The sequence below is a fragment of the Streptomyces sp. SP18CS02 genome (assembly GCF_036322365.1).
In the GTDB taxonomy this organism is placed as follows: Bacteria; Actinomycetota; Actinomycetes; order Streptomycetales; family Streptomycetaceae; genus Streptomyces.
In genome coordinates this window covers 29,197-52,070 of the sequence record NZ_JAQYXC010000244.1, presented here as the reverse complement: position 1 = coordinate 52,070, position 22,874 = coordinate 29,197, and the positions used below count along the sequence as shown (strand labels likewise).

The 22,874-nt window shown below is 71.2% G+C and carries 21 protein-coding genes and 1 pseudogene; 13 read left to right on the top strand and 9 right to left on the bottom strand.

What is annotated here, in order from left to right; all coding sequences use genetic code 11:
- Nucleotides 1–50: 50 nt before the first annotated feature.
- Both glpK and PUR26_RS02790 read right to left on the bottom strand, forming a co-directional pair.
- Nucleotides 51–1,565, bottom strand: a complete 1,515-nt coding sequence (glpK, locus tag PUR26_RS02795; protein WP_329868773.1) for a glycerol kinase GlpK — start codon at nucleotides 1,563–1,565, stop codon at nucleotides 51–53.
- A gap of 45 nt (nucleotides 1,566–1,610) precedes the next feature.
- The gene (locus PUR26_RS02790) at nucleotides 1,611–2,378 is read right to left on the bottom strand and encodes an IclR family transcriptional regulator (protein ID WP_329868771.1); all 768 of its coding nucleotides are present in this window, start codon (nucleotides 2,376–2,378) and stop codon (nucleotides 1,611–1,613) included.
- Nucleotides 2,379–2,550: 172 nt separating this feature from the next.
- On the opposite strand from PUR26_RS02790, the gene PUR26_RS02785 reads away from it, so the two are divergent.
- Together PUR26_RS02785 and PUR26_RS02780 are read left to right on the top strand one after the other, a co-directional pair.
- Entirely contained in the window at nucleotides 2,551–2,973 is a 423-nt protein-coding gene (locus PUR26_RS02785; protein WP_329868769.1) for an ATP-binding protein, read from the top strand.
- A 462-nt stretch (nucleotides 2,974–3,435) separates the two neighbouring features.
- Nucleotides 3,436–3,783: a hypothetical protein gene (locus tag PUR26_RS02780; RefSeq protein WP_329868766.1), complete on the top strand. Its 348-nt coding sequence runs from the start codon at nucleotides 3,436–3,438 to the stop codon at nucleotides 3,781–3,783.
- A gap of 180 nt (nucleotides 3,784–3,963) precedes the next feature.
- On the opposite strand, the gene PUR26_RS02775 is transcribed toward PUR26_RS02780, so the two are convergent.
- Both PUR26_RS02775 and PUR26_RS02770 read right to left on the bottom strand, forming a co-directional pair.
- A complete protein-coding gene (locus tag PUR26_RS02775) occupies nucleotides 3,964–5,370 on the bottom strand; it encodes a sulfatase family protein (RefSeq protein ID WP_329868764.1) in 1,407 nt (468 codons plus the stop codon).
- Between the two features lie 176 nt (nucleotides 5,371–5,546).
- Nucleotides 5,547–5,639: a putative leader peptide gene (locus PUR26_RS02770; RefSeq protein WP_329868762.1), complete on the bottom strand. Its 93-nt coding sequence runs from the start codon at nucleotides 5,637–5,639 to the stop codon at nucleotides 5,547–5,549.
- Nucleotides 5,640–5,892: 253 nt separating this feature from the next.
- Here PUR26_RS02770 and PUR26_RS02765 point away from each other — a divergent pair, with 253 nt between their 5' ends.
- From PUR26_RS02765 to PUR26_RS02750, 4 genes are all read left to right on the top strand, one after another.
- A complete protein-coding gene (locus PUR26_RS02765; RefSeq protein ID WP_329868760.1) occupies nucleotides 5,893–7,077 on the top strand; it encodes a spore photoproduct lyase family protein in 1,185 nt (394 codons plus the stop codon).
- Nucleotides 7,078–7,356: 279 nt separating this feature from the next.
- The gene (locus tag PUR26_RS02760; RefSeq protein WP_329868758.1) at nucleotides 7,357–7,734 is read left to right on the top strand and encodes a VOC family protein; all 378 of its coding nucleotides are present in this window, start codon (nucleotides 7,357–7,359) and stop codon (nucleotides 7,732–7,734) included.
- Nucleotides 7,735–7,882: 148 nt separating this feature from the next.
- Nucleotides 7,883–8,332, top strand: a complete 450-nt coding sequence (locus tag PUR26_RS02755; RefSeq protein ID WP_329868756.1) for an Hsp20/alpha crystallin family protein — start codon at nucleotides 7,883–7,885, stop codon at nucleotides 8,330–8,332.
- 323 nt (nucleotides 8,333–8,655) lie between these two features.
- Nucleotides 8,656–9,090: a DUF2267 domain-containing protein gene (locus PUR26_RS02750; protein WP_329868754.1), complete on the top strand. Its 435-nt coding sequence runs from the start codon at nucleotides 8,656–8,658 to the stop codon at nucleotides 9,088–9,090.
- Between the two features lie 465 nt (nucleotides 9,091–9,555).
- Here the strand turns inward: PUR26_RS02750 and PUR26_RS02745 are convergent, their stop codons facing one another.
- A complete protein-coding gene (locus PUR26_RS02745) occupies nucleotides 9,556–10,266 on the bottom strand; it encodes a CTP synthase C-terminal region-related (seleno)protein (RefSeq protein ID WP_329868752.1) in 711 nt (236 codons plus the stop codon).
- A 77-nt stretch (nucleotides 10,267–10,343) separates the two neighbouring features.
- Here PUR26_RS02745 and PUR26_RS02740 point away from each other — a divergent pair, with 77 nt between their 5' ends.
- Together PUR26_RS02740 and PUR26_RS02735 are read left to right on the top strand one after the other, a co-directional pair.
- Nucleotides 10,344–11,222 (top strand): LysR family transcriptional regulator, encoded by an 879-nt coding sequence (locus PUR26_RS02740; protein ID WP_329868750.1) that lies wholly within the window; start codon nucleotides 10,344–10,346, stop codon nucleotides 11,220–11,222.
- 192 nt (nucleotides 11,223–11,414) lie between these two features.
- Nucleotides 11,415–11,690 (top strand): hypothetical protein, encoded by a 276-nt coding sequence (locus PUR26_RS02735; RefSeq protein ID WP_329868748.1) that lies wholly within the window; start codon nucleotides 11,415–11,417, stop codon nucleotides 11,688–11,690.
- 8 nt (nucleotides 11,691–11,698) lie between these two features.
- On the opposite strand, the pseudogene PUR26_RS34575 reads toward PUR26_RS02735, so the two are convergent.
- Nucleotides 11,699–13,301, bottom strand: a pseudogene (locus PUR26_RS34575) (ISL3 family transposase).
- Between the two features lie 244 nt (nucleotides 13,302–13,545).
- Here PUR26_RS34575 and nadE point away from each other — a divergent pair.
- Entirely contained in the window at nucleotides 13,546–14,376 is an 831-nt protein-coding gene (nadE, locus tag PUR26_RS02720; protein ID WP_329868744.1) for an ammonia-dependent NAD(+) synthetase, read from the top strand.
- A gap of 229 nt (nucleotides 14,377–14,605) precedes the next feature.
- On the opposite strand, the gene PUR26_RS02715 is transcribed toward nadE, so the two are convergent.
- Nucleotides 14,606–14,839, bottom strand: coding sequence for a hypothetical protein (locus tag PUR26_RS02715; RefSeq protein ID WP_329868742.1), 234 nt, complete (start codon nucleotides 14,837–14,839; stop codon nucleotides 14,606–14,608).
- A gap of 260 nt (nucleotides 14,840–15,099) precedes the next feature.
- Between PUR26_RS02715 and PUR26_RS02710 the strand changes: the two genes are divergently transcribed.
- Nucleotides 15,100–16,143: a hypothetical protein gene (locus PUR26_RS02710; protein ID WP_329868740.1), complete on the top strand. Its 1,044-nt coding sequence runs from the start codon at nucleotides 15,100–15,102 to the stop codon at nucleotides 16,141–16,143.
- A gap of 138 nt (nucleotides 16,144–16,281) precedes the next feature.
- Here the strand turns inward: PUR26_RS02710 and PUR26_RS02705 are convergent, their stop codons facing one another.
- Complete coding sequence (locus PUR26_RS02705) at nucleotides 16,282–17,376, bottom strand: esterase/lipase family protein (protein ID WP_329868738.1); 1,095 nt, start codon at nucleotides 17,374–17,376, stop codon at nucleotides 16,282–16,284.
- A gap of 724 nt (nucleotides 17,377–18,100) precedes the next feature.
- Here PUR26_RS02705 and PUR26_RS02700 point away from each other — a divergent pair.
- Entirely contained in the window at nucleotides 18,101–18,277 is a 177-nt protein-coding gene (locus PUR26_RS02700; protein WP_329868736.1) for a hydrophobic protein, read from the top strand.
- A gap of 900 nt (nucleotides 18,278–19,177) precedes the next feature.
- Nucleotides 19,178–19,564, top strand: coding sequence for a hypothetical protein (locus tag PUR26_RS02695; RefSeq protein ID WP_329868734.1), 387 nt, complete (start codon nucleotides 19,178–19,180; stop codon nucleotides 19,562–19,564).
- A 615-nt stretch (nucleotides 19,565–20,179) separates the two neighbouring features.
- Here the strand turns inward: PUR26_RS02695 and PUR26_RS02690 are convergent.
- The gene (locus PUR26_RS02690; RefSeq protein ID WP_329868732.1) at nucleotides 20,180–20,773 is read right to left on the bottom strand and encodes a TetR/AcrR family transcriptional regulator; all 594 of its coding nucleotides are present in this window, start codon (nucleotides 20,771–20,773) and stop codon (nucleotides 20,180–20,182) included.
- Nucleotides 20,774–20,837: 64 nt separating this feature from the next.
- Between PUR26_RS02690 and PUR26_RS02685 the strand changes: the two genes are divergently transcribed.
- Nucleotides 20,838–22,763, top strand: coding sequence for a serine/threonine-protein kinase (locus PUR26_RS02685; RefSeq protein WP_329868730.1), 1,926 nt, complete (start codon nucleotides 20,838–20,840; stop codon nucleotides 22,761–22,763).
- Nucleotides 22,764–22,874 lie beyond the last annotated feature (111 nt).

Genomic DNA, 22,874 nt, shown 5'->3' with positions numbered 1-22,874 from the left:
TAGGCGATCGACCGGGCCGATAGGCGATCGACCGGGCCGGATCCGCCGCCTCACGTACCTTCCGGACCTCTCGTCCACCCCAGGGACCGCTCCACGGCCCGTTTCCAGTTGCCGTACTCCGCCGCCCGCCGTGCGGGGTCCATGTCCGGCATCCATCGGGCCGCCCGGTGCCAGTTGCGGCGCAGGACTTCCAGGTCGGCCCAGTATCCGGAGGCCAGGCCGGCGGCGTACGCGGCCCCCAGGGAGACGGTCTCGGCCGCCATCGGTCGCACCACCGGCACGTCCAGGACGTCCGCCAGGATCTGCATGAGGAGATGGTCGGACGTCATGCCGCCGTCGACCTTGAGCTCCTTGAGGGTGAGCGAGGAGTCCGCGTTCATGGCGTCGACGACCTCGCGCGTCTGCCAGCCGGTGGCCTCCAGCGCGGCCCTGGCCAGGTGTCCCTTGGTGATGTACGAGGTGAGGCCGACGATGACGCCCCGCGCGTCGCTGCGCCAGTGGGGCGCGAACAGACCCGAGAACGCCGGGACGATGTAGCAGCCCCCGTTGTCCTCCACCGTGCGCGCCAGGGTTTCGATGCCCGGCGCGCTGCTGATCAGCTCCAGACGGTCACGGAACCACTGCACCAGGGCCCCCGTGACGGCGATCGGCCCCTCCAGCGCGTAGCACGCGGGGCGATCCCCGATCTTGTACGCGACGGTGGTGAGCAGCCCGTTGCGGGACCGCACGACGTCGGTCCCGGTATTGAGCAGCAGGAAGCTCCCGGTCCCGTACGTGCACTTCGCCTCGCCCGGGGAGAAGCAGGTCTGGCCGAAGAGTGCGGCCTGCTGGTCACCGAGCGCGGCCGTGATGGGCATACCCGGCAGCACCGAGCGGTCCTCGCCGTACGTTTCCGCGGAGGACCGTATCCCGGGCAGCATCGCGCGCGGGATCCCGAAGAACTCCAGCAGCTGCTCGTCCCACCGGAGCGTGCGCATGTTCATGAGCATGGTGCGGCTGGCGTTGGTCACGTCGGTGATGTGACGGCCGCCGTCCGTGCCGCCGGTCAGATTCCAGATCAGCCAGGTCTCCATCGTGCCGAACAGCACCTCGCCGTCCCTGGCCCGCTGTTCCAGCCCGGCCACGTGGTCGAACAGCCAGCGGATCCGAGGCGCGGAGAAGTAGGTCGAGGGAGCCAGGCCGCAGCGCTCCGTGAAGAAGTCGTCACCGGGGTCGTTCCTCAGCTCCTCTACGAGCGGAGCGGTGCGGGTGTCCTGCCAGACGATCGCTCTGCCCAGGGGGGATCCGGTGCGCGGGTCCCAGAGCACCGTCGTCTCGCGCTGGTTCGCGATCCCCAGGGCGGAGACCGCGTCGACGGCGATGTCGGCGCCGGAGAGGGCTTCGGGCACGACGCGCCGCAGATTGCGCCAGATCTCCACGGCGTCGTGCTCCACCCAGCCGGGTCTGGGGAAGAACTGCTGGTGCTCACGCTGGGCGACGGACACCAACCGTCCCCCGTGGTCGAACAGGATGCAGCGGGTGGAGGTGGTGCCCTGGTCGATGGACATCACGTACCGTCCGACCATGATCCGGACCGCCTTCCGATGCGTCGGGACCGAGAGGCCCATGGCCTACCAGCGGAAAGCCCCCAAATCTCGTGAGACCGCCCGGGCCGCCTCACGGAGCAGTGTGATCAGCCTCGGTTCGGGCCGGCCCGCGGCGTCGCAGATCCTCTCGACCGGGCCCGACAGCCCGATCGCGCCCACCGACAGACCGCCGTGTCCCCTGATCGGCGCGGCGACACCGGCGTCGCCCATGCTCATCTCCTGGATCTCACCGGCCCACCCGTTCTCCCGGATCTCGGCGAGTGCCCGGTTGAGCACCTCGGGGTCGACCAGGGTGTGCCGGGTGTACGACTCCAGACCGGCGTCGAGCACCGACTCCACGGTTACGGTTCCGAACGCCAGCAGGACCTTGCCGAGCGCGGACGCGTGCAGGGGCAGCAGGTCTCCCACGTCCAGGGTCTGGAGCGTGTCGTCCGGCCGGAAGACATGGTGGATGATCAGGACCTTGCCCTCCAGCGGGGTGCCCAGGCGTACCGCCTCGCCGCTGCGGGCGGCCAGGGCGTCGGCCCAGTTGATGGAGCGCGAGCGCAGCTCGTTGACGTCCAGGTAGCTGGTGCCGAGGTGCAGCAGTGCCGCCCCGAGCTGGTACTTGCCCGTCGCCGCGTCCTGCTCCACGAAATCGACGTGCTGGAGGGTGCGCAGGATGCCGTGCGCCGTACCCTTGGCGAGCCCCAGCGACGCGGCCACCTCGCCCAGCCCGAGCCGGCGAGGGCCGCCGGCGAGCAGGCGGAGAATCGCCGCCGCCCGTTCGATCGACTGGACGGGACCGGCCATACCGCGATTCTAGGTCCGGCAGCACGGGCCCGCATGGGTCATGACGTGATGTTTTTTCCTGATTTCACCTGCTGTTCGGTAATGCCGACCGGAATTCATTGACCTGCCTCCTCCCCCTTCGTAACGTGCGTGGTCGGCGACAACCGTCGGCACCGCTCGTCAAGGAGGGCAGATGACCGTTCAGCTCACCAGCGTCGGCCCCACGCCGGTCGTCCACGTCTGTCCAGTGCCCCACGCGGCGGGTGCTGTGCCCACGGTGCGCGGGCAGGTCCGCGCCGTGCTCTCCGAATGGGGTCTGTCGGCGGATGTCACCATGGACGTGCTCGTGGTGGTGTCGGAGCTGCTGACGAACGCGCTCGTGCACGCCCTGCCACCGGCGACGCTGCGGTTGTCCTGGGTGCGCGTCGAGGGATGCCGAGCACTGCGCGTCGAGGTGTCCGACGCGGGACCCTCCCTCACGGCCGACGCGGACACCGCCCCGGACCCGGACGAGCACGGCCGGGGAATCGGCATCGTCACGGCCCTGTCGGCGCGCTGCGGCATACGGATCCACCCCGGCGGCATCACCCACTGGGCTGATCTGCACGCCGCCTGAGTGATTTTCTTTCCGGGCGGGGGCGAGGACGAGGGCCTGGCGAGGGCCCGGGTCCGCGGGGACGGCGGCGGACGCCCGGGGCACCGGCCGGGTCGAACCGGGTCCGGCCATCGCCGGCACGGTCGCGAGGAGCTGCCCGGACTCCTCCCCGCCCCTGACACAGCCCCGTCACCCGGACGGCCTCCGCGAGAGATCGGCTCGCCACCCGCGGACCGGCGGCCCCGTCCGGCCCCACCGGACGGACCGATGGGCCCGGCCGAACCGAACGGTACGGCGGAACACCGACGGCCCGAGGCGTCGCGATCGGCCCATGCCACAATGGCCGCATGGTTCCCGCTCGAAAGGCACATGCCGCGTAGACGGCCGACGCCCCTTCGCTCCGCACGATGGCGGTACCGCGGAGGCGCCCCCGTCCGGCACATCAGCGGCATCTCCGCGCGGACCCGTGCGGCGATCCGGCGTGTGGAGGCCGAGGGACTCGGCCCTGACGCCGTCGCGATCGCCCTGGCCCGGTACCACCGCTACCTCGATCCCCCCGGCCCGTGGCGCCCACCGAGGTACGACGAGGACTGGGGCTACCCCGACGACCACTCCGAGCACTGCGTCTGCCCGGTCTGCGCGCGAGAAACGCTTCAGGGTGCTCTGGAGGGCCTGCCAGGACGCGGCCGTGAGGATCTGGAACGCCTCGTCCTCCGGCTGGACGAACGCTTCCGGCGCCGCACCGTTCCCCTGCCGCCCGACCGGCTGAGCCCGTGGGCGGCGGAGGCGTGGTGGCGGGGACGGGTCATGGAGGACTGGTGGCGGACGTGAAGGCCCCGGCGGCCCCTTTCAGGGCCGTCCCGCTCGCGACTTCACCCGAGGCCCGGGCTCCCGGGCACGCCCGGCACCCCCGCCCACCCGGACGTCGGGTGCCGCGCCCGCCCGCCCCCGGCGCGGGGAGCGAGGTGCCCGCCGCTCCCTCCGGCAGAGGCGGGTGAGCCCGGCACGGGTTCAGGACGGGTACGGCAGCAGCCCCGCGTCGGTCCGCTCCCAGGCCGCCCGCAGGGCCGCCAGGCGCTCCGGCTCCGCCGACGCCTTGTCCGCCTGCTCGCGGGCGTCCTCGGTGAGCCGGAACAACTGGTCCTTGCCGCCCGCGCCCCGGTAGTACTTCCACTCGCCGCGCCGCAGTGCCCGTTCACCCCGCACGCGCCAGAACAGGTCGCGGCGCGGCGCCCGTTCGCCGCGCAGCAGGTACCCGGCCAGGCTCGCGCCGTCCAGGGGGTGGGCCGGATCGGGACGGGCGCCCGCCACCTCCAGGAGCGTCGCCGTCCAGTCCGGCGTGAAGACCGGCTCCTCGCTGACCTGTCCGCCGTCGATCCTGGCGGGCCAGCGCACGAGGGTCGGTACGCGTATGCCGCCCTCCTTCAGCGAGGACTTGTTGCCCGAGAGCGGCCAGTTGTACGAGAAACGCTCGCCACCGTTGTCGCTGGCGAAGACGACCAGTGTGTCCTTCTCCTGGCCCGACCGCCTCAGCGCGGCCAGTACCTCACCGACCGAGCGGTCCAGGTCCTCGACCATCTCCCGGTACTTGTCGATCGAGCCGCCGTCCTGATGCCACAGCGCGCCTCTGTCGCCCGCCTTGATCCGCCGTACGATCTCCGCGCTCGCCTCCTCGTCCCCGTCGGCGATCCACGGCCAGTGCGGAGTGGTGAAGTTGAGGTTCAGCAGCCAGGGGCCCTCGTGCTCGCGCTGCACGTAGTCGACGGCCCGCTCGGTGAGGATCCGCGTGTAGTACCGAAGGTCCTTGTACTGCGCGTCGCCCTCATAGAGGTCGTACTCCCCGCCGAGCCCCAGCTTCGAGTAGTACTCCAGCGCGCCCCCGAAGTTGCCGAAGAACTCGTCCCAGCCCGACCGTGTGGGGCTGTAGTCGGGGAGATAACCGCAGTGCCACTTGCCGATCAGCGCGGTCGCGTAGCCGGCGTTCCGCAGCAGGGAGGCGAGCGTCGGGTGCGTCGGCTCCAGGCCCACCGTCCGGTCGGCGATCGGTTCGGCGAGCCCGCCCTTCGTGCGCCCGGGGAAGCGCCCCGTGTAGAGACTGAAGCGGGTCGGGGAGCAGGTCGCGGAGCCGGAGTAGGCGTCGGTGAAGCGGACGCCCTGCCGGGCGAGCCGGTCGAGGTTCGGCGTACGGATGTGCGGCGATCCGTACGAGGAGAGGTCGGCCCAGCCGAGGTCGTCACCCAGGATGAACAGGATGTTGGGCCGCTTCGAGCGACGTCCGGGGGCCGCCCGGAAGGGCCGCTCCCCCGGGGGTTCGGCGGAGGCTGCTGCCGGTACGGCCCCGAGGCCGATCGTCGCGGCGCCCGCTCCGACGGCACCGCCGAAGGCACGCCGGGACAGCTTCTTGTCGTGCGAGGTCACAGGTTCTCCAAGAGGAAAGGCCCACCGGGGTTCTCCGAAGGGGAAAGGCCCGCCGGCGGCCCGTGGCGGCGCGGCGCAGCGCCCGGCCGGGGCCGGAGCAAGGCGGTGGGAACAGCGGGGAAAGGCTGCGGGAAAGGAGGCAGGCGTGGGTCGCGCGTGTTTACGGGCGGGCGCGCCTACACGCAGCGACAGATGGCGCTCGCGACACGGACCAGGTCGACGTGGCGGCGCTCCACAAGCGTGACCGAGATGTCACCGAGGGGCTGCATGGGCCAGGATCCTGGCCGAGTGATCACGCACCTGTCAATGATCGTCCCGCCTGGTGGACAGCGGTACGGACATGCCTGGGGGCGCTCGCGGGGGCGACGGAGCGGTACGGCGGCGTCCTCCCGCCGTGGTGCGTCGGCGCTCGCACCCGGGGCGGGCAGGGAACCGTCCGGCCCCCTGGGCCGATGTCGGTGCCCCCTCCTGGGCAGGCGTCCTCCTACACTGGTTCACGACGCGACGGTCTCCGGAGCAGGCATGCACACCTCCCAGCCGTCCGGGATGCCGGACGACGCACCCGAAGGGCTGTTCGATCTCGATGAGATCCGTACAGGCCCGGTCCGACCCGGACCCGCAGGACCACTGTTCCGCGACTCCCCGCAGGCCCGCCGGATGCTGTCGGTACGGGAGATCCGCGCGGAACCGGCCGCAGCGGCGTCCCCGAGGGGCAGGAGGATCCTGGCGGGTTTCCCCGACGCCGAGGTGATCGCCACCGATTCCCACTGGCGCATCCCGGATCTGCACGGCAACAAGGGGAACGCCGAACGCTGGGTGCGGATCAAGAGCACCGTCCTGGTGCTGGGCGAGAAGAAGACCCTGACCGTGCGGCCCAACGGCCGTTCGGCGGACTGGATCGCTCCCGCGGCGGCCAACGGATGCGCCATGGCGTGCGCCTACTGCTACGTTCCGCGGCGCAAGGGCTACGCCAATCCGATCACGGTCTTCACGAACATCGACCGCATCATCGCCCGCATCGGACGACACGTCGCCGGACAGGGGCCGAAGAGGGAGCCCAATCAGTGCGACCCGAGCGCCTGGGTCTATGACATCGGGGAGAACAACGACTGCTCGGTCGACGCGCTGATCAGCGAGAACACCGCCGATCTGGTGCACGCCTTCACCCGGTGGCCCACGGCGAAGGCGTCGTTCGCGACCAAGTTCGTCAACCCTGACCTGCTGCTGCTCGACCCCCGGGGCCGGACCCGGATCAGGTTCTCCGTGATGCCCCCGGACGATTCACGTCTGCTCGACATCCGCACCAGTCCCGTCGAGCAGCGGATCGCCGCCGCCGCGGACTTCCTCGACGCGGGCTACGAGGTGCACTTCAACCTGTCGCCCGTGGTCATCCGGCCCGGCTGGGAGCGGGCCTGGGCGGAGCTGTTGCGGCACATGGACGATGTCCTGCCGGCCAGGGTCAAGGAACAGGCGGCGGCAGAGGTGATCATGCTGACGCACAACCGGGATCTGCACGAGGTCAACATGGCCTGGCATCCCCGTGCGGAGGACGCCGTGTGGCGCCCCGACATCCAGCAGCCGAAGCGCTCCGAGAACGGCAGCTGGAACGTGCGCTACCGCACCGGCGTGAAGGCCGGGGCGGTGGACACGGTCCGGCACCTGGTCGGGACGCACGCGCCCTGGCTGACGATCCGCTACGCCTTCTGACCGGCTCCGGCAGGCGCAGCCGTACGGCCCGGGGTCACGCGCCACGGGACATGCCGGCCGCACCGCCGAAGCCTCGCGGGCGGGTGCGGCGCGCGGCACTTCCCGCCCCCCTCGGGAGCCTGACCTGCTGGGTAACCCTTGCGTTCCCTTCTCACCGAAAGGTGCGTTCTTCCACGTCAGCGCGGGCTCGCCTACGGTTTCGGCGGCGCCGGAAGAGTCCGCCGCGCCGTGCGGTGCGCCGACTCGCCGGCGGGCCCCCACCCCGAAGGGAAGCAACCCGTGACCATCCTGAAGACGTACGCCCGTCTGTGGACCGACGATCTCGACCGCGCGCTGCCGCTCCTGACGGAACTCACCGGCGCACAGCCCGACCTGCGCCTGACGTTCCACTCCGTCGGCCTGGCCGCGATCGGCGACTTCCTCGTCATCGCCGGCCCCGCCGGGGAGCGTGCGAAGTACGCGCACGCCTCCGCCACCGTGGTCGTCGACGATCTCGACGTCCTCGCCGCGACCCTGCGGGCCGCCGACGCCACCATCACCACGCCCGCGACAAGCGGACCGACAGGGCGGTTCCTCTACGCCCGCCATGCCGACGGGGCGGAGATCGAGTACGTCGAGTGGGTGCCGGAACTGGTCCAGCGGCTCATCCGCAGTTGATCGTCGTACGGCGCCTTCCGGGGCGCGATCCCTATACGTCGTCCTTTCGATGACACACGACTTGTCATCCATTGGATGACGCGGTAAAACAGTGTTCAGGTGAAAGCGCATTGGCAGTTTCTGCCTGAGTCCTGGAGGTGTTTTCGCGATGTTGATGCGCACCGACCCGTTCCGCGAGCTCGACCGGCTCACCCAGCAGCTCCTGGGGCCCGGCACGTGGTCGCGTCCGTCGGCGATGCCGATGGACGCCTACCGCGAGGGCGATGTGTACGTCATGGCGTTCGACCTCCCCGGCGTGGCCCCCGAGGCGATCGACGTCGATGTCGAACGGAACATGCTGACGGTCAAGGCCGAGCGCCGGCCGGTGGCGAAGGCCGAAGAGACCGTGATGGAGCTCTCCGAGCGTCCCATGGGCGCCTTCTCCCGGCAGGTCGTGCTGGCCGACACCCTCGACACGGAACGCATCGAGGCCGACTACGAATCGGGGGTGCTGACGTTGCGCATCCCGATCGCCGAACGGGCCAAGCCCCGCAAGATCGCAGTCGGCGGGCGGTCCTCGCACACGCAGATCTCCGGCGGATCCGACGCCTCAGGCTGACACGTCGGACCGCCGTGCGAGCGGCCCACGCGGACCACGTGGCACTCCCCTCCGCGGACGCGTGCCGTCTCAGCCGCCCGCCGGGGCGGCGAGCCCGGTGGCCGGCCGCGGCGATGGGCGTGGGCCCTGGTGACAGGCCCGCTCCCGGGCCCGCTCCCGCTTCCCGTCACCCCCGCTGTCGCACCCCACTCCTCGGACACACCTGAGCGACTGTCCCCTCCAGAACCATCGTCCGGGGCCTGCCCCCACCGGCCGGCGTCCTCCCGTTCATCGCCGGCGGACGGGCGCGGCCCCGGTCGACGAGAAAGGTGATCACTGCAGCCATGTACCCCCAGCTCGGACTGACCCGCGGCATCCCCGGCATGACGTACGACGAGATGCTGGAGAGGGTCCGGTACGAAGGCGCCTACTCCACCCGGGAACGGGCCGAGGAAGCCGTCCGCCACGTGCTGGCGGCGTTGGGCCGCCAGCTGACCGGCGATGAACGGGTCGAGCTGTCCGCCCGCCTGCCCATCGAGGCCGCTCTGGTTCTCACCGGCGAGATCCCCGCGGTCGAGCGCCTCAGCGGTTGGGGCTTCGTCAAGGAACTCGCCACCCGCACCGGCGGCACTCCCGCCACCACCCGCTGGGACACCGGCGCGGTCCTCTCCACTGTCGCGGCCCTCGCGGGCCCCGAGCTGCTCGCCCGCATCCTCGACCAACTGCCCTCGGGTTACGCCCTGCTGTTCGGACGCGCCGAACTGACGCAAGCCGCCTGACGCACGAGGGAGCGGGGAAGGTGCCGCCTTCTCCGGCGCCCGGCCTGGTGTGGTGGCACGTCCCGGGGACCGGTCCGGCTCGTGTCCGAGTGACGTGCCGGGCCGGTCACCGGGACGCCCCCGTCCGCGAAAGGCCTGAGGGGTGATGGGTCAGGGCCTCCCGCTGCCCGGCGGGCGTTCCCCTTGAGTGCCCTGATGACGGCCGCTCACGAAGCGGCCACCCACAAGAGCCATGACCGGCACGGTCGCGCCACCCCTGAAACCGTTTGCGGAGGGACCGGTGGGGCGCTCACCGCCCCCCGGCCGCCCGGGCTCCCGGGCCCTCCCGGTCGACGCGTGCGGCACTGAGCGCGGCCTCGGGGAAGATGGCCAGCGGACTACGGGCATGGGCCTCGGGGACCGTGCACGCGCGCAGCCAGGCAAGGAAGAGGGCGCTTGCCCGGTTCGGCCCGGGGCGGTGCGCGCTCATCGGGTCCGGGCGTGGTCGACGGCGGCCGCGGCCAGTCCGGCGATCAGCGGGTGCGCCCGGGTGCCGTCACCGTCCAGTTCCGGCTGGAAGAGGGTGGCCAGGAAATAGGGGTGGGCCGGCAGTTCGGCGATGCGGATGTCGCCGGATTCGTCGGTGCCGGTGAATGCCAGACCGTGTTCGCGCAGAACGTCGAGGTAGCGGGGGTTGGGGCCGTAGTTGCAGTGGTAGCGCGCCTGTGTGCGGCCGGTGCCGAGCAGATGACCGGCTCGGGAGCCCCGGGTGACCGTGACGAAGCCCTCGTGACCGACCAGGGAGCAGGCGAGCGGGACGACCACGGCGTCCGCCTCGGCGGTTTCCGGGTCGTTCTCGGCATGGCCGGCGCGGGTCGACCCGCACACGTTGCGGGCGAACTCCAGCAGCGCGTGCTGGAAGCCGCCGCAGGTACCCAGGAAGGGGATGCCGCCCTCGCGTGCCGTCCGGATCGCGGTCAGCACACCCGTCTCGCTGCGGTAGGGGCTGCCCGGCAGTACCCAGATCGCGTCGAAGCCGTCCATGGCCTGGTCGGCGTCCTGGGTGGGGATCCAGTAGGCGTCCAGGTCGAGCCCCTCGCGGACGCGCAGTGCTTCGAGCAGTCGGGGAACGCGGGCGTGGGAGCGGATGGCGTCGGAGCGGTCCCCCACCAGGGCGATACGTGCGATGTGGTTCATGACGACGATCCTGCGGCCCCATCCCGCATCAGGTCCAACGATGATCTTCACTGCCCGCATAAGCGATACTGATGTTCATGGATCCGCATCTGCTGCGCACCTTCGTCACGGTCCTCGACCACCGCTCGTTCTCCACCGCCGCCTCGGCCCTCGGCTACACGCAGTCGGCCGTCTCCCAGCACATCGCCGCCCTCGAAGCCGATCTGAAGACCAGACTGGTCGAGCGCCGCCCCGTGGCTCCCACCCCGGCCGGAGCACGGCTCATGGAGCACGCCCCCGCCCTGCTGCTGCGCCTGGATGCCGCCCGCGCGGACATCGCGCGCCTGCGTCGCACCCGCTCCACTCGGTTGACCCTTGCCTGTTCACCCGCCGCGCTCGGCCCCGTCGTCGCTCAGGCCCTGGCCCGGCTGGGTTCCCTCGCAGATCCGTTGGACCTGGAGGTACGTGTGCTGGCACGGGAAGCCGTGCTCCAGGACGTCCTCACCGGGGACTGCGACGTCGGCCTCGTGGACGGCGTCGCCGCCCCCAGCGACCCGCTCCCGCTGCCCGACCTCGGACCCACCATCACCGTCACGGCGGCCGAGGAGGTCCTGGCCGTGCTCTTCCCCCACGACCACCCGCTGGCCGGGCGCCGGTCGGTGCGTCTGAGCGACCTGACGCAAGCCCGGTGGATCGACGCCCCCGACACCGCCGTCCCCCTCGACAGACTGCGGGACGTCTGCCGCACCGACGGGTTCCGTCCCCGGGTCCGCCACCGCGGGACCGACCTGCACGGCCTCGCCGCGCTCGCCGCCGCCGGCCACGGCCTCGCCGCCCTGCCGATGTCGTTGGCCGCCTTGCTCGACGGAACCGCCGTTCCGGTGACGGAGCCACGTCTGGTGCATCGCACCGAGCTCGTCCACCCCGCCAACCCCGTCGGCCCTGCCCGGCAGCTCGCCGGACTCATCGCACCGTGAGCGCGGGTGCCGTCCCCGCGGCCGGCTTCGTACGTCGAACCTCCCCCAGGACCCGCTCGTCGTGGCGCCGCCTGGCCTTGTAGGTGAGTGTCGGCTCTGGTCCACATTCTGTGAAGGCTCACGGAAAGTGATGTCAGTGGGGTGTGGTGGTATGGCCGGACTCTGCCGTTGACCTGCTGGGAGGCCACTGTGATGCCCGTGTATCCGTCTCTGACCCACGCCTTGGCCGAGGCTTTGGTCGGTGCCCTGTGGTTCATCGAGGGCAGCGAAGACGAGCAGATGGACCCGGACGATGCCGTGAAGGTGCTGGAGGGCGTCGCCCACCTGTTCAGCCAACTATCAGCTGATCAGCGGCAGGAGCTGATCGATTTGCTCAGGGGGATGGCCGAGGCTGAGCCCGACCCGGCCCGACGGAAGTTCTTGGAAGGGTTCCCGGAAGGATTCGGGCTGGTCGAGGACGCGTCTTGAGTGGGTTCTCAGGAGTAGAGCAGGACGCGCTTTCGTAGCAGTTCGAATCCTGCACGACCGAACATCTGACGTTTCAGCATCTTGATCCGGTTGACATGACCTTCGACGACTCCAGAGTTCCAGGGCAGTGAAAGGCCGGCGATGACGGCGTCCAGGTCGCGTTCGAGGTGCCGGGCGAATGACTGGAGGGCGGGCAGGTTGGCGGTGCTGGCGGCTTCGATCCATTCAGGCAGCCGGTGACCTTCCAGCTGGGTGAGTATGTGGGCGAACGACCGCACGTGTGCGGCCAGGGCATCGAGTTCGGGGCACACGGCCAGGACAGCCTTCGGCTGGATTCGATCTGGTTCCCGCAGAGCGTCGGGGTGGGTGAGGACCCATCGGGTGACGGTACGGGCCGTCGGCGGCCGAGGACCGATGGGCTGCGGCCTGCCCCGCAGCACTTGAGCGGATGTAGTCGCGGACGCTGGCGTAACCACGCGAGTAGCCCTGCTGCTTGAGCTCCTCCCACAGTTGCCAGGCCTTGGTGCAGCCGTCTTGCCAGCGCTGATGGAGGTAAGGCTTGTAAGGGCCGAGCGCGGTGCGGCGGTTTTGCCACTGTCCGGTGAACAGCGCCTCAGGTGTGGCCGCGCCGGCGAAACGCAGGACGGTGCTGTGGCCCATGCCGAGTTGCCGAGCAACGGACCGCTTGCTGTGCCCAGCAGCCAGGAGCGCGTGGACGCTCGCGTGCCTGGCGCGGGTGCGCTCGGCGAACCGGTGGCCCGTAGGCCATGGCTGCGAAGGTAAATCGGACGTCGCTTCTGGCTCGTCCGGCTCCGCCGGCTGGACCGGTGCGGGCCGCAGGCAACCGCGGTGCCGGTAGACACATTTCTCGGCGGCATGGCCGAGGTTGTGCCACAGATGCCACCGGTCAGCGACCTGGAGAGCCTGCGGGGCGCCGCGGGTAGCACCCTCGGCGTAGAAGACGGCACGGTCCCGGCAGATGATCTCGATGCCAGGCCGCTTCACCAGCCACGCTGCCAGCGTGTCGGCCTCGCGATCCGGCAGCAGGTCCACCGGCCGTCGAGTCTCGACATCGACGAGCACGGTGCCGTAGATCCGTCCCCTGCGCTGGGCATACTCATCGACGCCGACCACGCGGGGCGCCGCTGCCTCAGGGTCCGGCAGCGAGGTGATCAGCCGCAGGAGGGTGTTGCGGCTGACCGGTGCACCGAAGACATGGGCCATCCGGGCGCCGGCACGGCCGGCCAAGGCAAGACCGACGGACGCGAGGGCCGAGCGCAGCCGCTCGGTCCGCCGTCCGTACCGACGGGTGAGGCCAGGTATCTGCTCGGCAAAAGTCCGCCGAGCGCAGCCGTTCTTTCTGCAGGAGAACCGACGGACCCTCAAGGACAACACCACATGCTGGCCAGCAGTCGGAAGATCACGAGGAAACCGCAGATATGACCCATGCACTCGCGCCGACCACCGTCCACAGCTCGGACAGGACGCCCCGCCCATCGTCGACCGGGCCTCCACGCGGACACCGGCATCCACCACCTCGACCGCCACCACGTGGACGCCCTCAACCGATGCGATCAGCACCTCTTCGAGCGTTGTCCGTACTTCGTTCACGCCAAAGCACTCTTGGCCAGTCCCCACCCACCGCAGGCGATTTCCGGGCGACATTGCACGGCATCCATCGAAGATCAACAGTCACACTGCGTACGCGCCCACAGAAAGTGGACCAGAGTCGCCGCACATCAACGAAGCCACGCCGCCCCCGGTCGTCGCCCCTGATCCGCCGGAGACATCCACCGAACACCCCTGGGTAGGGTGGACACGACAGCGCATCGACCATTCGGAACAAGGAGCAGACGTGAGCGTGCCGGCGTCCATCGCCCTGCAGCAGGAGATCGCCCGGGAACTCCAGGTCGCCGAGACCTTCGACGCCGAGCGGGAGATCGAACGGCGGGTGGCCTTCCTCACCGAGCGGCTGACCTCCACCGGTCTGCGCTCGCTGGTCCTCGGCATCAGTGGCGGTGTCGACTCCACCACCGCCGGCCGGCTGTGCCAGCTCGCCGTCGAGCGGGCCCGGGCCGCCGGGCACGAGGCGCGGTTCTACGCGATGCGACTGCCCTACGGTGTCCAGGCCGACGAGCACGACGCGCAGCTCGCGCTGTCCTTCATCCGGGCCGACGAGGTGCTGACCGTGGACATCAAGCCCGCGAGCGACGCCGCCCTCGAAGCCTCGGTCGCCGCCGGAGTGGCCTTCCGCGACGCGCACAACCAGGACTTCGTGCACGGCAACATCAAGGCCCGGCAGCGGATGATCGCCCAGTACGTGGTGGCCGGTGCGCACAGCGGCCTGGTCGTCGGCACCGACCATGCCGCCGAGGCGGTCTCCGGCTTCTTCACCAAGTACGGCGACGGCGCCGCCGACCTGGTCCCGCTGACGGGCCTGACCAAGCGCCGGGTGCGCGCCGTCGCGGACTCGCTGGGCGCGCCCGCCGAGCTGGTGTGGAAGATCCCGACGGCCGACCTGGAGACCCTCGACCCGGGCAAGGCCGACGAGGACGCGCTCGGTGTCACCTACGACGACATCGACGACTTCCTGGAGGGCAAGCCGGTGGACGAGCGGGTCTTCGAGAAGATCATCAGCCGCTACCGGCTGACCGATCACAAGCGTCGCCTGCCCATCGCGCCCTGAGGGTTCGTCCGGCGGAAGCGGCGGCCGTCCGCTCGTCCGGCCGTGTGCCGGCAAGGGCCGCCATCGGCGTCGACGGACCAGAAGCGGGGCCCGGGCCCGTCGCCCCTCTACCCCCTGCGCACACCGATGCCAGGAAAGCGCACGAAGCCCTGACCGCTGCTCTGCGGCTGCGGTCAGGGCCCCGCGCCCACGACGCTCGTTCCAGTCCCCCCGGTCGGGGAGGCGGCACTCAGACCACCCACTTGTACTTGCCGCCGCCGACCCACCTCACGACCGCGGGATCGTCGAGGTCGACATGGGGAATCCCTTTCCGCCGGGCCAGTTTGATCACGTCCAGCACGTCGTAGGCGCGCCCGGCGATCTCCCCGTTGAACTCCACCAGACGGTACGGCGGGTCGTCCGGCACGACACCGAGGACGAGGATGGGGGCGGGATGGAACGCCTCTTGGGCATCGCTGGTCATGCTCACAGCCTGTGCCAGGGACGCGACGCGCACCTGTCGAGCGGACCAGTCGGGGGACACCGCCGATCGGCTTCCCGTGTCCGGGGGTGCGCCTCCCCCGGCCGGCGGAGCGGTCCCCGCCGCCGCGTCACGCGAACGCCGCCACCGCTCCCGCTTCCCGCCCGACGCGGATCGCCGAACGCGGCGGGGCATGCGGTGAGGAAGGGCGGCCAGAGGGGCGGGCGGGCGCCGGGGACCGGCCATTGTCTAGGATCACGTCCATGACGAGGACGACGCCGCCGCGCCCGCTCGACATCGAGGCGCTCTTCCCGGAGTTGGCCGCCTTCCGCGGGACGACCACCCGGCTGCACCCACGACCGGGGAGAACGGACGCTTCGGCCAGTTCCGTGGGCGGACCACTGCTGTGGCCGGCGGACGAGCCGTGGCCGTTGTGCACCGAGGCGCACGGTCGCGGACGTGGCCGTCGCCCGGCCGACATCCACCGCGAGCGGCAGGTCCTGGCCGCCGCCATGGCCCACGGTCCGGCGTCGACGCTCACCGATGAGGACCGACTGCTCCTGGAGGAACTGGGGCGCTCGCACCATGTACCGGAGGCCCGTGAAACCGATCCGCTTCCGTTGATCGGCCTTGCCCAGCTGTACCGCCGGGACATCCCCGACCTCCTGCCGGGTCCGGACGACTGCGACCTGCTCCAGGTGTTCTGGTGCCCCTTCGACGCGCACGGCGAGAGCGGGCACGGCATGCTGCTGGACCTGCGCTGGCGCCGGTCCTGGGAGGTCGGCGAGGTGCTGGCCGCTCCTCCGCGACCGCAGGTCGTCGGCTTCTCCGGATATGTTCCGGAGCCGTGTGTCCTGCACCCCGAGCAGGTGGTCACGTACCCCTTCGCCGGTCTCCTGCCCGACGACCTGTGCGCGCGGATCGATGCCTGGGACGAGGCCCGTGAGGAGGAGGCCGAGGAGGCCCGCGAAGAGTCACCGGACGGTGGGGCGGAGGATCCGCCGGCCTACCAGTACGACCTGTCCATACCCCCCGGCTGGCGCGCCGGCGGATTCGCGTCCTGGCACCTGACCGACCCCTGCGCGATGGACTGCCTGACCTGCTCGACGCCGATGGAGCTGCTGCTGACCATCGACAGCTCCGAGTGGGACGGCGGCAGCGGCAGCTGGAGGCCGCTGGAGGACCGGGACCTCGCCGCGTACCACTCCCCCCGGCCCACGGAGGTCACCGTGGGCCGCTGGGGCGAGCTCAACGTCTTCGCCTGCCCCGACGATCCCGCACATCCGCACCGCTGGAGCATCCAGTAGCGCGAGGAGTGCGGGGGATCAGCGGCGTCGGCACTCCTCGCTCGCCGTCTGCCGGAACCCCGGCAGGACGGTGACCGCGCATCCCGCCGGGTTCTTCGGCCGGCGGGCCCGCACCACGGTCACCGTCATGCCGTCCGGCTATCCGGCCTGGAGCTGCTCCACGATCCACTCACCGAGTTCCACGGTCATGACCGTGTGTCCTTCGTTGTCGCTCGCACACTTGAAGGCGTGGAGCTCGCTGTCAGCGGCTTCGATCTTGCTGTAGAGCGTGTCGTGGTCGTCGATCTCGCCGGCCGCCACGGCGCTGACGGTGGGGACGAACGTGGTCGCGTTGTAGGTGAGCTCCGCCTGCTCGCCGTCGATCAGACCGGCCAGCATGGCGGCGGTCCCGAAGTTGGCGGGCCTGCCGGGGAGGCCGGGGGCTTCGGGGAACAGGCCTCCGGGAGCGCCGTCGATGTCGGGCAGGCCGCTGGTACGGATCGTGACGGGGGCGTCGCCCGCCTTCTGCAGCACGGCGACGACCTGCTCCCCCGTGGCCTGGGTGTCCAGGCGGGTGCCGCCCAGCACGGGACCGGTGCTGCTCAGCGCGGTCACGCCGGCCGGGATGTTGTTCCCGGCGCCGGTGCCCGTGCCGTTGGCGACGCCGAGCCGGCGGACGCCATCGGGCCAGCTGCCGACCCGCTTCAGTTCGGCGAGGAAGTCCGTGCGTTCCTGGTCCTGGCCGTCGTCGGCACCGACGCCCTCGGTGTGCCAGCGCAGCAGTTGCCGTGCGGCCGGGCTGTTGACCATGGTGGAGAAGCGACTGAGCAGTTCGCCGATGACGGGCGTCGCACCCCAGTGGTCCTTCACGAAATGTGCGAACGCCTGGACCGAAAGGGGCAGCCAGGCGCCTCGGTGCGGAGTGTCGTACGACAGGTACGTGGCCGTCTCGTGGCGGAACCCCTCGTGGTGCAGTTTGGCGAGGGCGTAACGGGTGACCAGTCCGCCCATGCTGAAGCCGCCCACCGCGAGTTTGGCTTGGCCCTCACGTTCGTCGATCGTCTTCTTGATGCATTCGATCGCGACCTCGGCGTTGTCGTAGATGGACGCGGACCGCTCCTCGAAGCCGAGGAGGATCAGGTCGAAGCCGGCTTCCCGCAGTCTGGTCACGAAGGGGAACGCCCCGTTCTCCAGGCCGTTCCACAGTACGTCGGGGTCGCTCGCGCCCATGGAGAAGCCGTCGGCGAGAATCACCGGCTTGCGGACGTGCGTCTGGCCGGGGGTGCTGTATTACACCCAGGCGGTTCCCCCCTCGAGCGGCCAGCTGGTGTCCCAGGAGGGCGCCTTCGGGTACGTGGACTGAGCTCCCGGCATAGGGGTGCCCCAGATGCTGACGACAGGCGTGGACATGCTTCCGACTCCTCTGTCCGTGGGTTGCGGTCGGCCGCGTCGCTCGCGGCGTGATCCGCAGCTCTGGCCGTCGACGTCGAACCCTGTGGAACCCCGCCACACGGTGCCGCCCGCCCCTCGACTGCAGGACGGAGCGGCGGGCCGGCCTGGACACGGCGAAGGGCCGCGTACCGGTAGCCCTTCGGCTTTCCACGGAGATTCATGGTCGTGCAGAGCGCACTCATGAATCCCCAAGGAGGCATCCGCCCGCCCGGGAATCCCGGCTACATCACTCATCCGTGAAGCAGGCCATTTGCCCTACAGGCCGGGCCATACGGTGAGGGGGATACGCCCGGCGGAGAAACGAATATTCCGCACGGGTCCGGCCGCCGGGAGGGCGGGCGTGCGGGTTCCGAGCGGCGTCGGGCCCCAGCGTACGGTCCGCCCCACGCCGGCCGATGTGGGGCCCGGACGGGGTGGCGAGAGCAGCCCGCGGGCTCACCGGCTGTTCCCCCGTCCTCGCGTAAGAAACGCATAAATTCGAACGTGTGATGGCGTAGGAGGGGGGCAGACGGCGTGACGGAGGTTGATGACTATGGTTCCCCTGCTTCTCGTTCTTCTGCTCGCTCTCATCCTGTTCGGCGCGGGCTTCGCGCTCAAGGCACTGTGGTGGATCGCCGTCATCGTGCTGGTGGTCTGGCTGCTGGGCTTCGTGATGCGTTCCACCGGGGCCGGCGGCCGCCGCGGCCGGTGGTATCGCTGGTAGACGACGCGGTCGACGCATGTCGGTGAGTGGGGCCGGACCCGGGCACGGGTGCGGCCCCGCTTTCTTGTGCCTCGCCAGGCGCGGAATCCGTGATTGTCCGAGATGGGGGTATGCGACGGGGCAGGGTCCGGGGCGATGCCCGTGCCGTCGCAAGGGAACCGGCACCTCCAGCGGGCGTTCCCCGGGCCCGTTCGCCGGCGCTGCGGGCGCGCGGCCCGACCCGCGCGAACCGTCTGCGGCCCTCTCCGGCCACGCCGACGCCCCCGCTACGGTGGAGGGCATCCCGCTCCCCCGGGGTGCCGGAGCAGATCACACTCACGCCGAGGTGCGGACCTCGGGACGACCCGAGCGATGCCGGCGAAGGAGCCCGCGGTGGTTTTGAGTTGCACCCGGGAGCCGGGAGAACCGGGCCGCGTCGCGGCGCGTCACCCGCGCCTCCGCCCCGGACGGCGACCCCGGGGCAGGAGAGACGACAGACCTCCCCAGGTGCGTCGTCCCTCCCACCACGCAGATTCTCTCCCCCTGGCGCCTGTCCGAGCAGTGATCCACGTCTCTTGCCGGGCAGGCAAACCGACCGGTTCTCCTTTTCCCCGGCCGCCGGCGGGCGACGGACACCACTTTCTCCCATGGCCCGCCGGGCCCTGATGACGCGACGCGGGACACCTCCGCCCGACGCGGACGGTGGCCGGTAGCGGTTGCCGGTACCGGCTCCGAACCGCCGTGCCGCGCCCGCGGCGTCCGGCTGCCTCTCACGCAGCGGCTGCCACCAGGGTGAATGCAATCCGCCTCACCCATACGGAGTACATCCTCACGTTGCTCCGTCCGAGTGGCCGTACGGTGAGGGAACGTGCGTCGGCCGTCGTCCGGCGGATGTGCGGATCGTGCTCGAAGGAGGCCGACATGGACTTCATCAGGACAACCGCCATGGTCATGGTGAGCGGCGCCGCAATCGCAGGTCTGAGCGCCCAGGCCGGGGCGGCCGGTCTGGATCCCTCCACCGCCGACACTCCCGACATCGGCAGCACGGGCACTGCCGCGGCCCCGCAGTGGGCGTACTGCGGGAACGGGTGGGACGGCGGGCTGGCCGTCGGGACGGAGGACAAGTCGGACTGCCCCATGGCCTTGCGGGTGGCGAAGGCGTACCACGAGACGTCACACCAGCCGCCGGTCATGCTGCGGGTGGACGGAAGCGCGTGGAAGTGCGTGGAGCGCGAAGGCTCCCCCGATCCGTACATCGAATGCGTCAGCGCCTCCGGTCCGGACGCGACGGTCCAGCTCTACTCCTGACCAGGCGGATCGGCTTGCCCCGCACCGGCCGCGGGATCGAGGGCGCTGATCGCGGCTGAGGGTGGACGACCATCGCCAGGTCGATGCTCACCCGCTCCCAGCCGCCCTGCGGGACTCGGCTCGACAACTCCCGCAGAGGGCCCGCGCTCTGAGGAGGCCCACGGGTCGGTCCCTGGACCGAGCGAGATCGCCGTACGCCTGCCGGAGATCGGGCGATCGGACGGTGCGGGGGGGGCTTCCACACGGCCGCTGCCGCGGGCGCCGGGTACACGCGCCGCCACCACGGCCGGCCCGACCGGTCGCCCCGCACCCCATGACCGCCGCCGCCGATCACCTTCTACGGCACTCCACCGCCCGCGCCGCTGAACTGACCCGCCTCGCCGGGGCCGAACGCCGGAGCCTCCGCCACAACGGCAGCGGTCGCCCGGTGGCACGCGCGACCGTGGCCCCCGGCCCGGATCAGGTGATGACGGACAAGACGACCGGCCACCGGATCCAGGGCGGCCCGGCGGCCCGTTCCGCCTCCCGCCGTACCCGGGGTGCCGGCGACGCGCGGGGCGTTCCCGGTGCGCCGGACCGAGGGGGCGGGGCGGGAGCCGGCGGGATCCCGCCACCTCATGGGGCCAGGGACCGCCAGATCCGGTCCGGCAGGATCCGGGCGGCCTCGTCGAGGTCGACGTCGTCGATGCCCGAGAGCCAGCGACGGGCCACCGCTACAACCGGGCCGAGGGCCAGGGATTCGATCAACGGCATCGGAAGCGGGGCGATTTCACCGGAGTCGACGCGCGGCTGGATCCACTGGGCGAAGGCCGAGAGCCTGGCCTCCTGGGTGTCGCGGACCTCCTTGGCCTGGGCCATGCCGTAACGGTCCGCCGTGGAGGAGTGCAGGAGCAGGGCGGCGGCCCGATGTTCCTGGACGAACGTCAGGTAGGCCCTGACGAGCGCGCGGATCCCCGTACGGGCGGTGCGGGCGCTCTGCAGGGACATGACCAGCTCCCCCAGCAGCCGGCTCAGCCAGCGGTGCGCCAGCGCAGCGACGAGGCCGTCGACGCTCCCGAAGTGGTGGTAGAGGCTGCCCATGCTGACCCCACTGGCCCGGGTGACCGCGCCGACCGTGACGCCCCGCTCGCCCTCGGCGGCGTAGAGGCTCAGTGCGGCGTCCAGGAGCAAGTCGGCTGTGACCTCTCCGCGTTGCTGCTTCGGGCTCATGGTGCTCCCCTTCTGTTTCTAGAGTAGATTTCTAGAAACTGATTCCAATTCTATCGGGGCTGACGTGTTGGAGCTGAGGGGGAGCGGCGCCGAGCCGCTGGAACCGGAGGACCCGCGCCGGATCGGGTCGATTCCGCTGGCTGGCCGGCTCGGGGCCGGCGGGATGGGGAGGGTGTACCTCGGGGTCCGGGAGGGCCGGTACGTCGCCGTCAAGCAACTGCTGGCCTCCGTCGTCGGCGAGGACAAGGACTTCTTACGCCGTTTCGGACACGAGCTGGACAACCTGTCCCGGCTGCCCGCCGAGGCCACGGCACCGCTGCTCGCCAGCGACCGCACCGCGCGGCCGCCGTGGTTCGCCACCGCGTACGTACCGGGGCTCACCCTGAGGGAAGCCGTCGATCTGAACGGCGGCCCCCTGCCCGCGCGGGCGCTGTGGCTGCTGCTGCGGGAAGCGGCGGCGGGTCTGGCGTCGGTGCACGCCCTGGACATGGTGCACCGGGACCTCAAGCCGTCCAATGTCATGCTGACCCTCGACGGTCTCACCCTCATCGACTTCGGGATCGCCCGGGCGGCCGAACAGAGCCAGCTCACCAGGACCGGCATGGTCGTGGGCACGCCGGCCTACATGGCGCCCGAGCAAGCTTCGGGCACACGGCGGTTGAGCGGTGCCACCGATGTCTTCGCCCTGGGTTCGGTACTCGCCTACGCGGCGTGCGGCAGTCCGCCCTTCGGCGACGAATCGGGGCACGGTGTGCTGTACCGCATCGTCCACGAACAGCCCGGCCTGGAACCGCTGCGCGAGCTGGAGCCGGCGCTCGCCGACATCGTCGCGGCCTGTCTGGAAAAGGACCCCGACGACCGCCCCACCGCCGCCGAACTCGTCGAACAGGCGTCGTCGCGCGGCCCGTTCACCGCTCCCCTGTGGCCGGCCGCCATCACCGAGCGCCTGTCCGAGCGTGCCGCGTTCGCCACGGACGTGCAGAACATCGACGTACCGACCGTCCCCTTGAAGGGCGGCGAACCGGGACCGGGCGCGGACGCTGCGGCAGAACCGGAAACGGTTCCTCAGGCGGGTCCGGAAGCAGAGCGGGAGGCGGGTCCGCAGGCGGAGCCGGCCCCCGGAGCCGATTCCCGCCCGGAACGGCCCGGGCGGCCCGGGCGGCGCCGTCCCCGTGTTCTCCTCGCCGTCGTTCCCGTGGTCGTGGTCGCGGGCGGTACGACGCTGGCGCTCCAGCTCCTCCCGTACACGTCCGCTCCGCGGGCCGGGGCGGGGGCCGCTCCCTCCGCCCCGGTGTCGGCACCCGCCCACCCGACGCCGCCGACGGCCGGCTCGACTCCGTCGTCGGGCGGGTCGTCGGGCACGCCGTCACCTGTGACGAAGTCACCGGCCGGGGACAAGGCCGATGAGGGTGCCGGGGGCCAGGGGCAGGGCGGGGCGGGTGGGGCCCCGGTCGCGGTGACCGGCGGGGCCGGGGCCGGCGGCCAGGGCGGGACGGGCGGGAGCGCCGGACCGGGCGGCTCCGGCACGTCGGGCGGCTCCGGTGCCTCCGCGTCGGGCTCCTCCGGCTCCGGGACGTCCCTCGGCGGGACCACGGGCACGTCCGACGGCCCGACCACCACGACACCCGACTCCGGCACATACCGGTACCGCAACGGGGACAACGGCCGGTGCGTCACCCAGGTCTACGGTGCTGCGGACTTCCAGGAGTGCTCGGACGCGACCGCCCGGTGGACGGTGCGGGGCACGTCGGGCGGCGGTTTCAGACTGGTCAACCAGCAGACCGGCCGATGCCTGTACTCGAACGGGCTCGGGCAGGCGGTCTTCGTCGGCGACTGCGCCCAGGACACCGGCCGGCTGTGGCGGACGGGCTCGGACGGCAGCCTCCGGAGCGACTACGGCGGCGGCTGCCTCGACCTGGGCATGAGCAGCGGTCTGGTGACGAAGTCGTGCGCCGGGGAGGCCTCACAGCGCTGGACGAGACTGGCCTAGTCCTTGGTCCGGTCCGTGAGGACGTGTCCGGCCCGCGACGCCCCGCGCGAGCGGAGACGGGTCACCGCGGTCCGGGGGCGCCCGGCCGGGCGCCCCCGAGGTCGCGCGCCC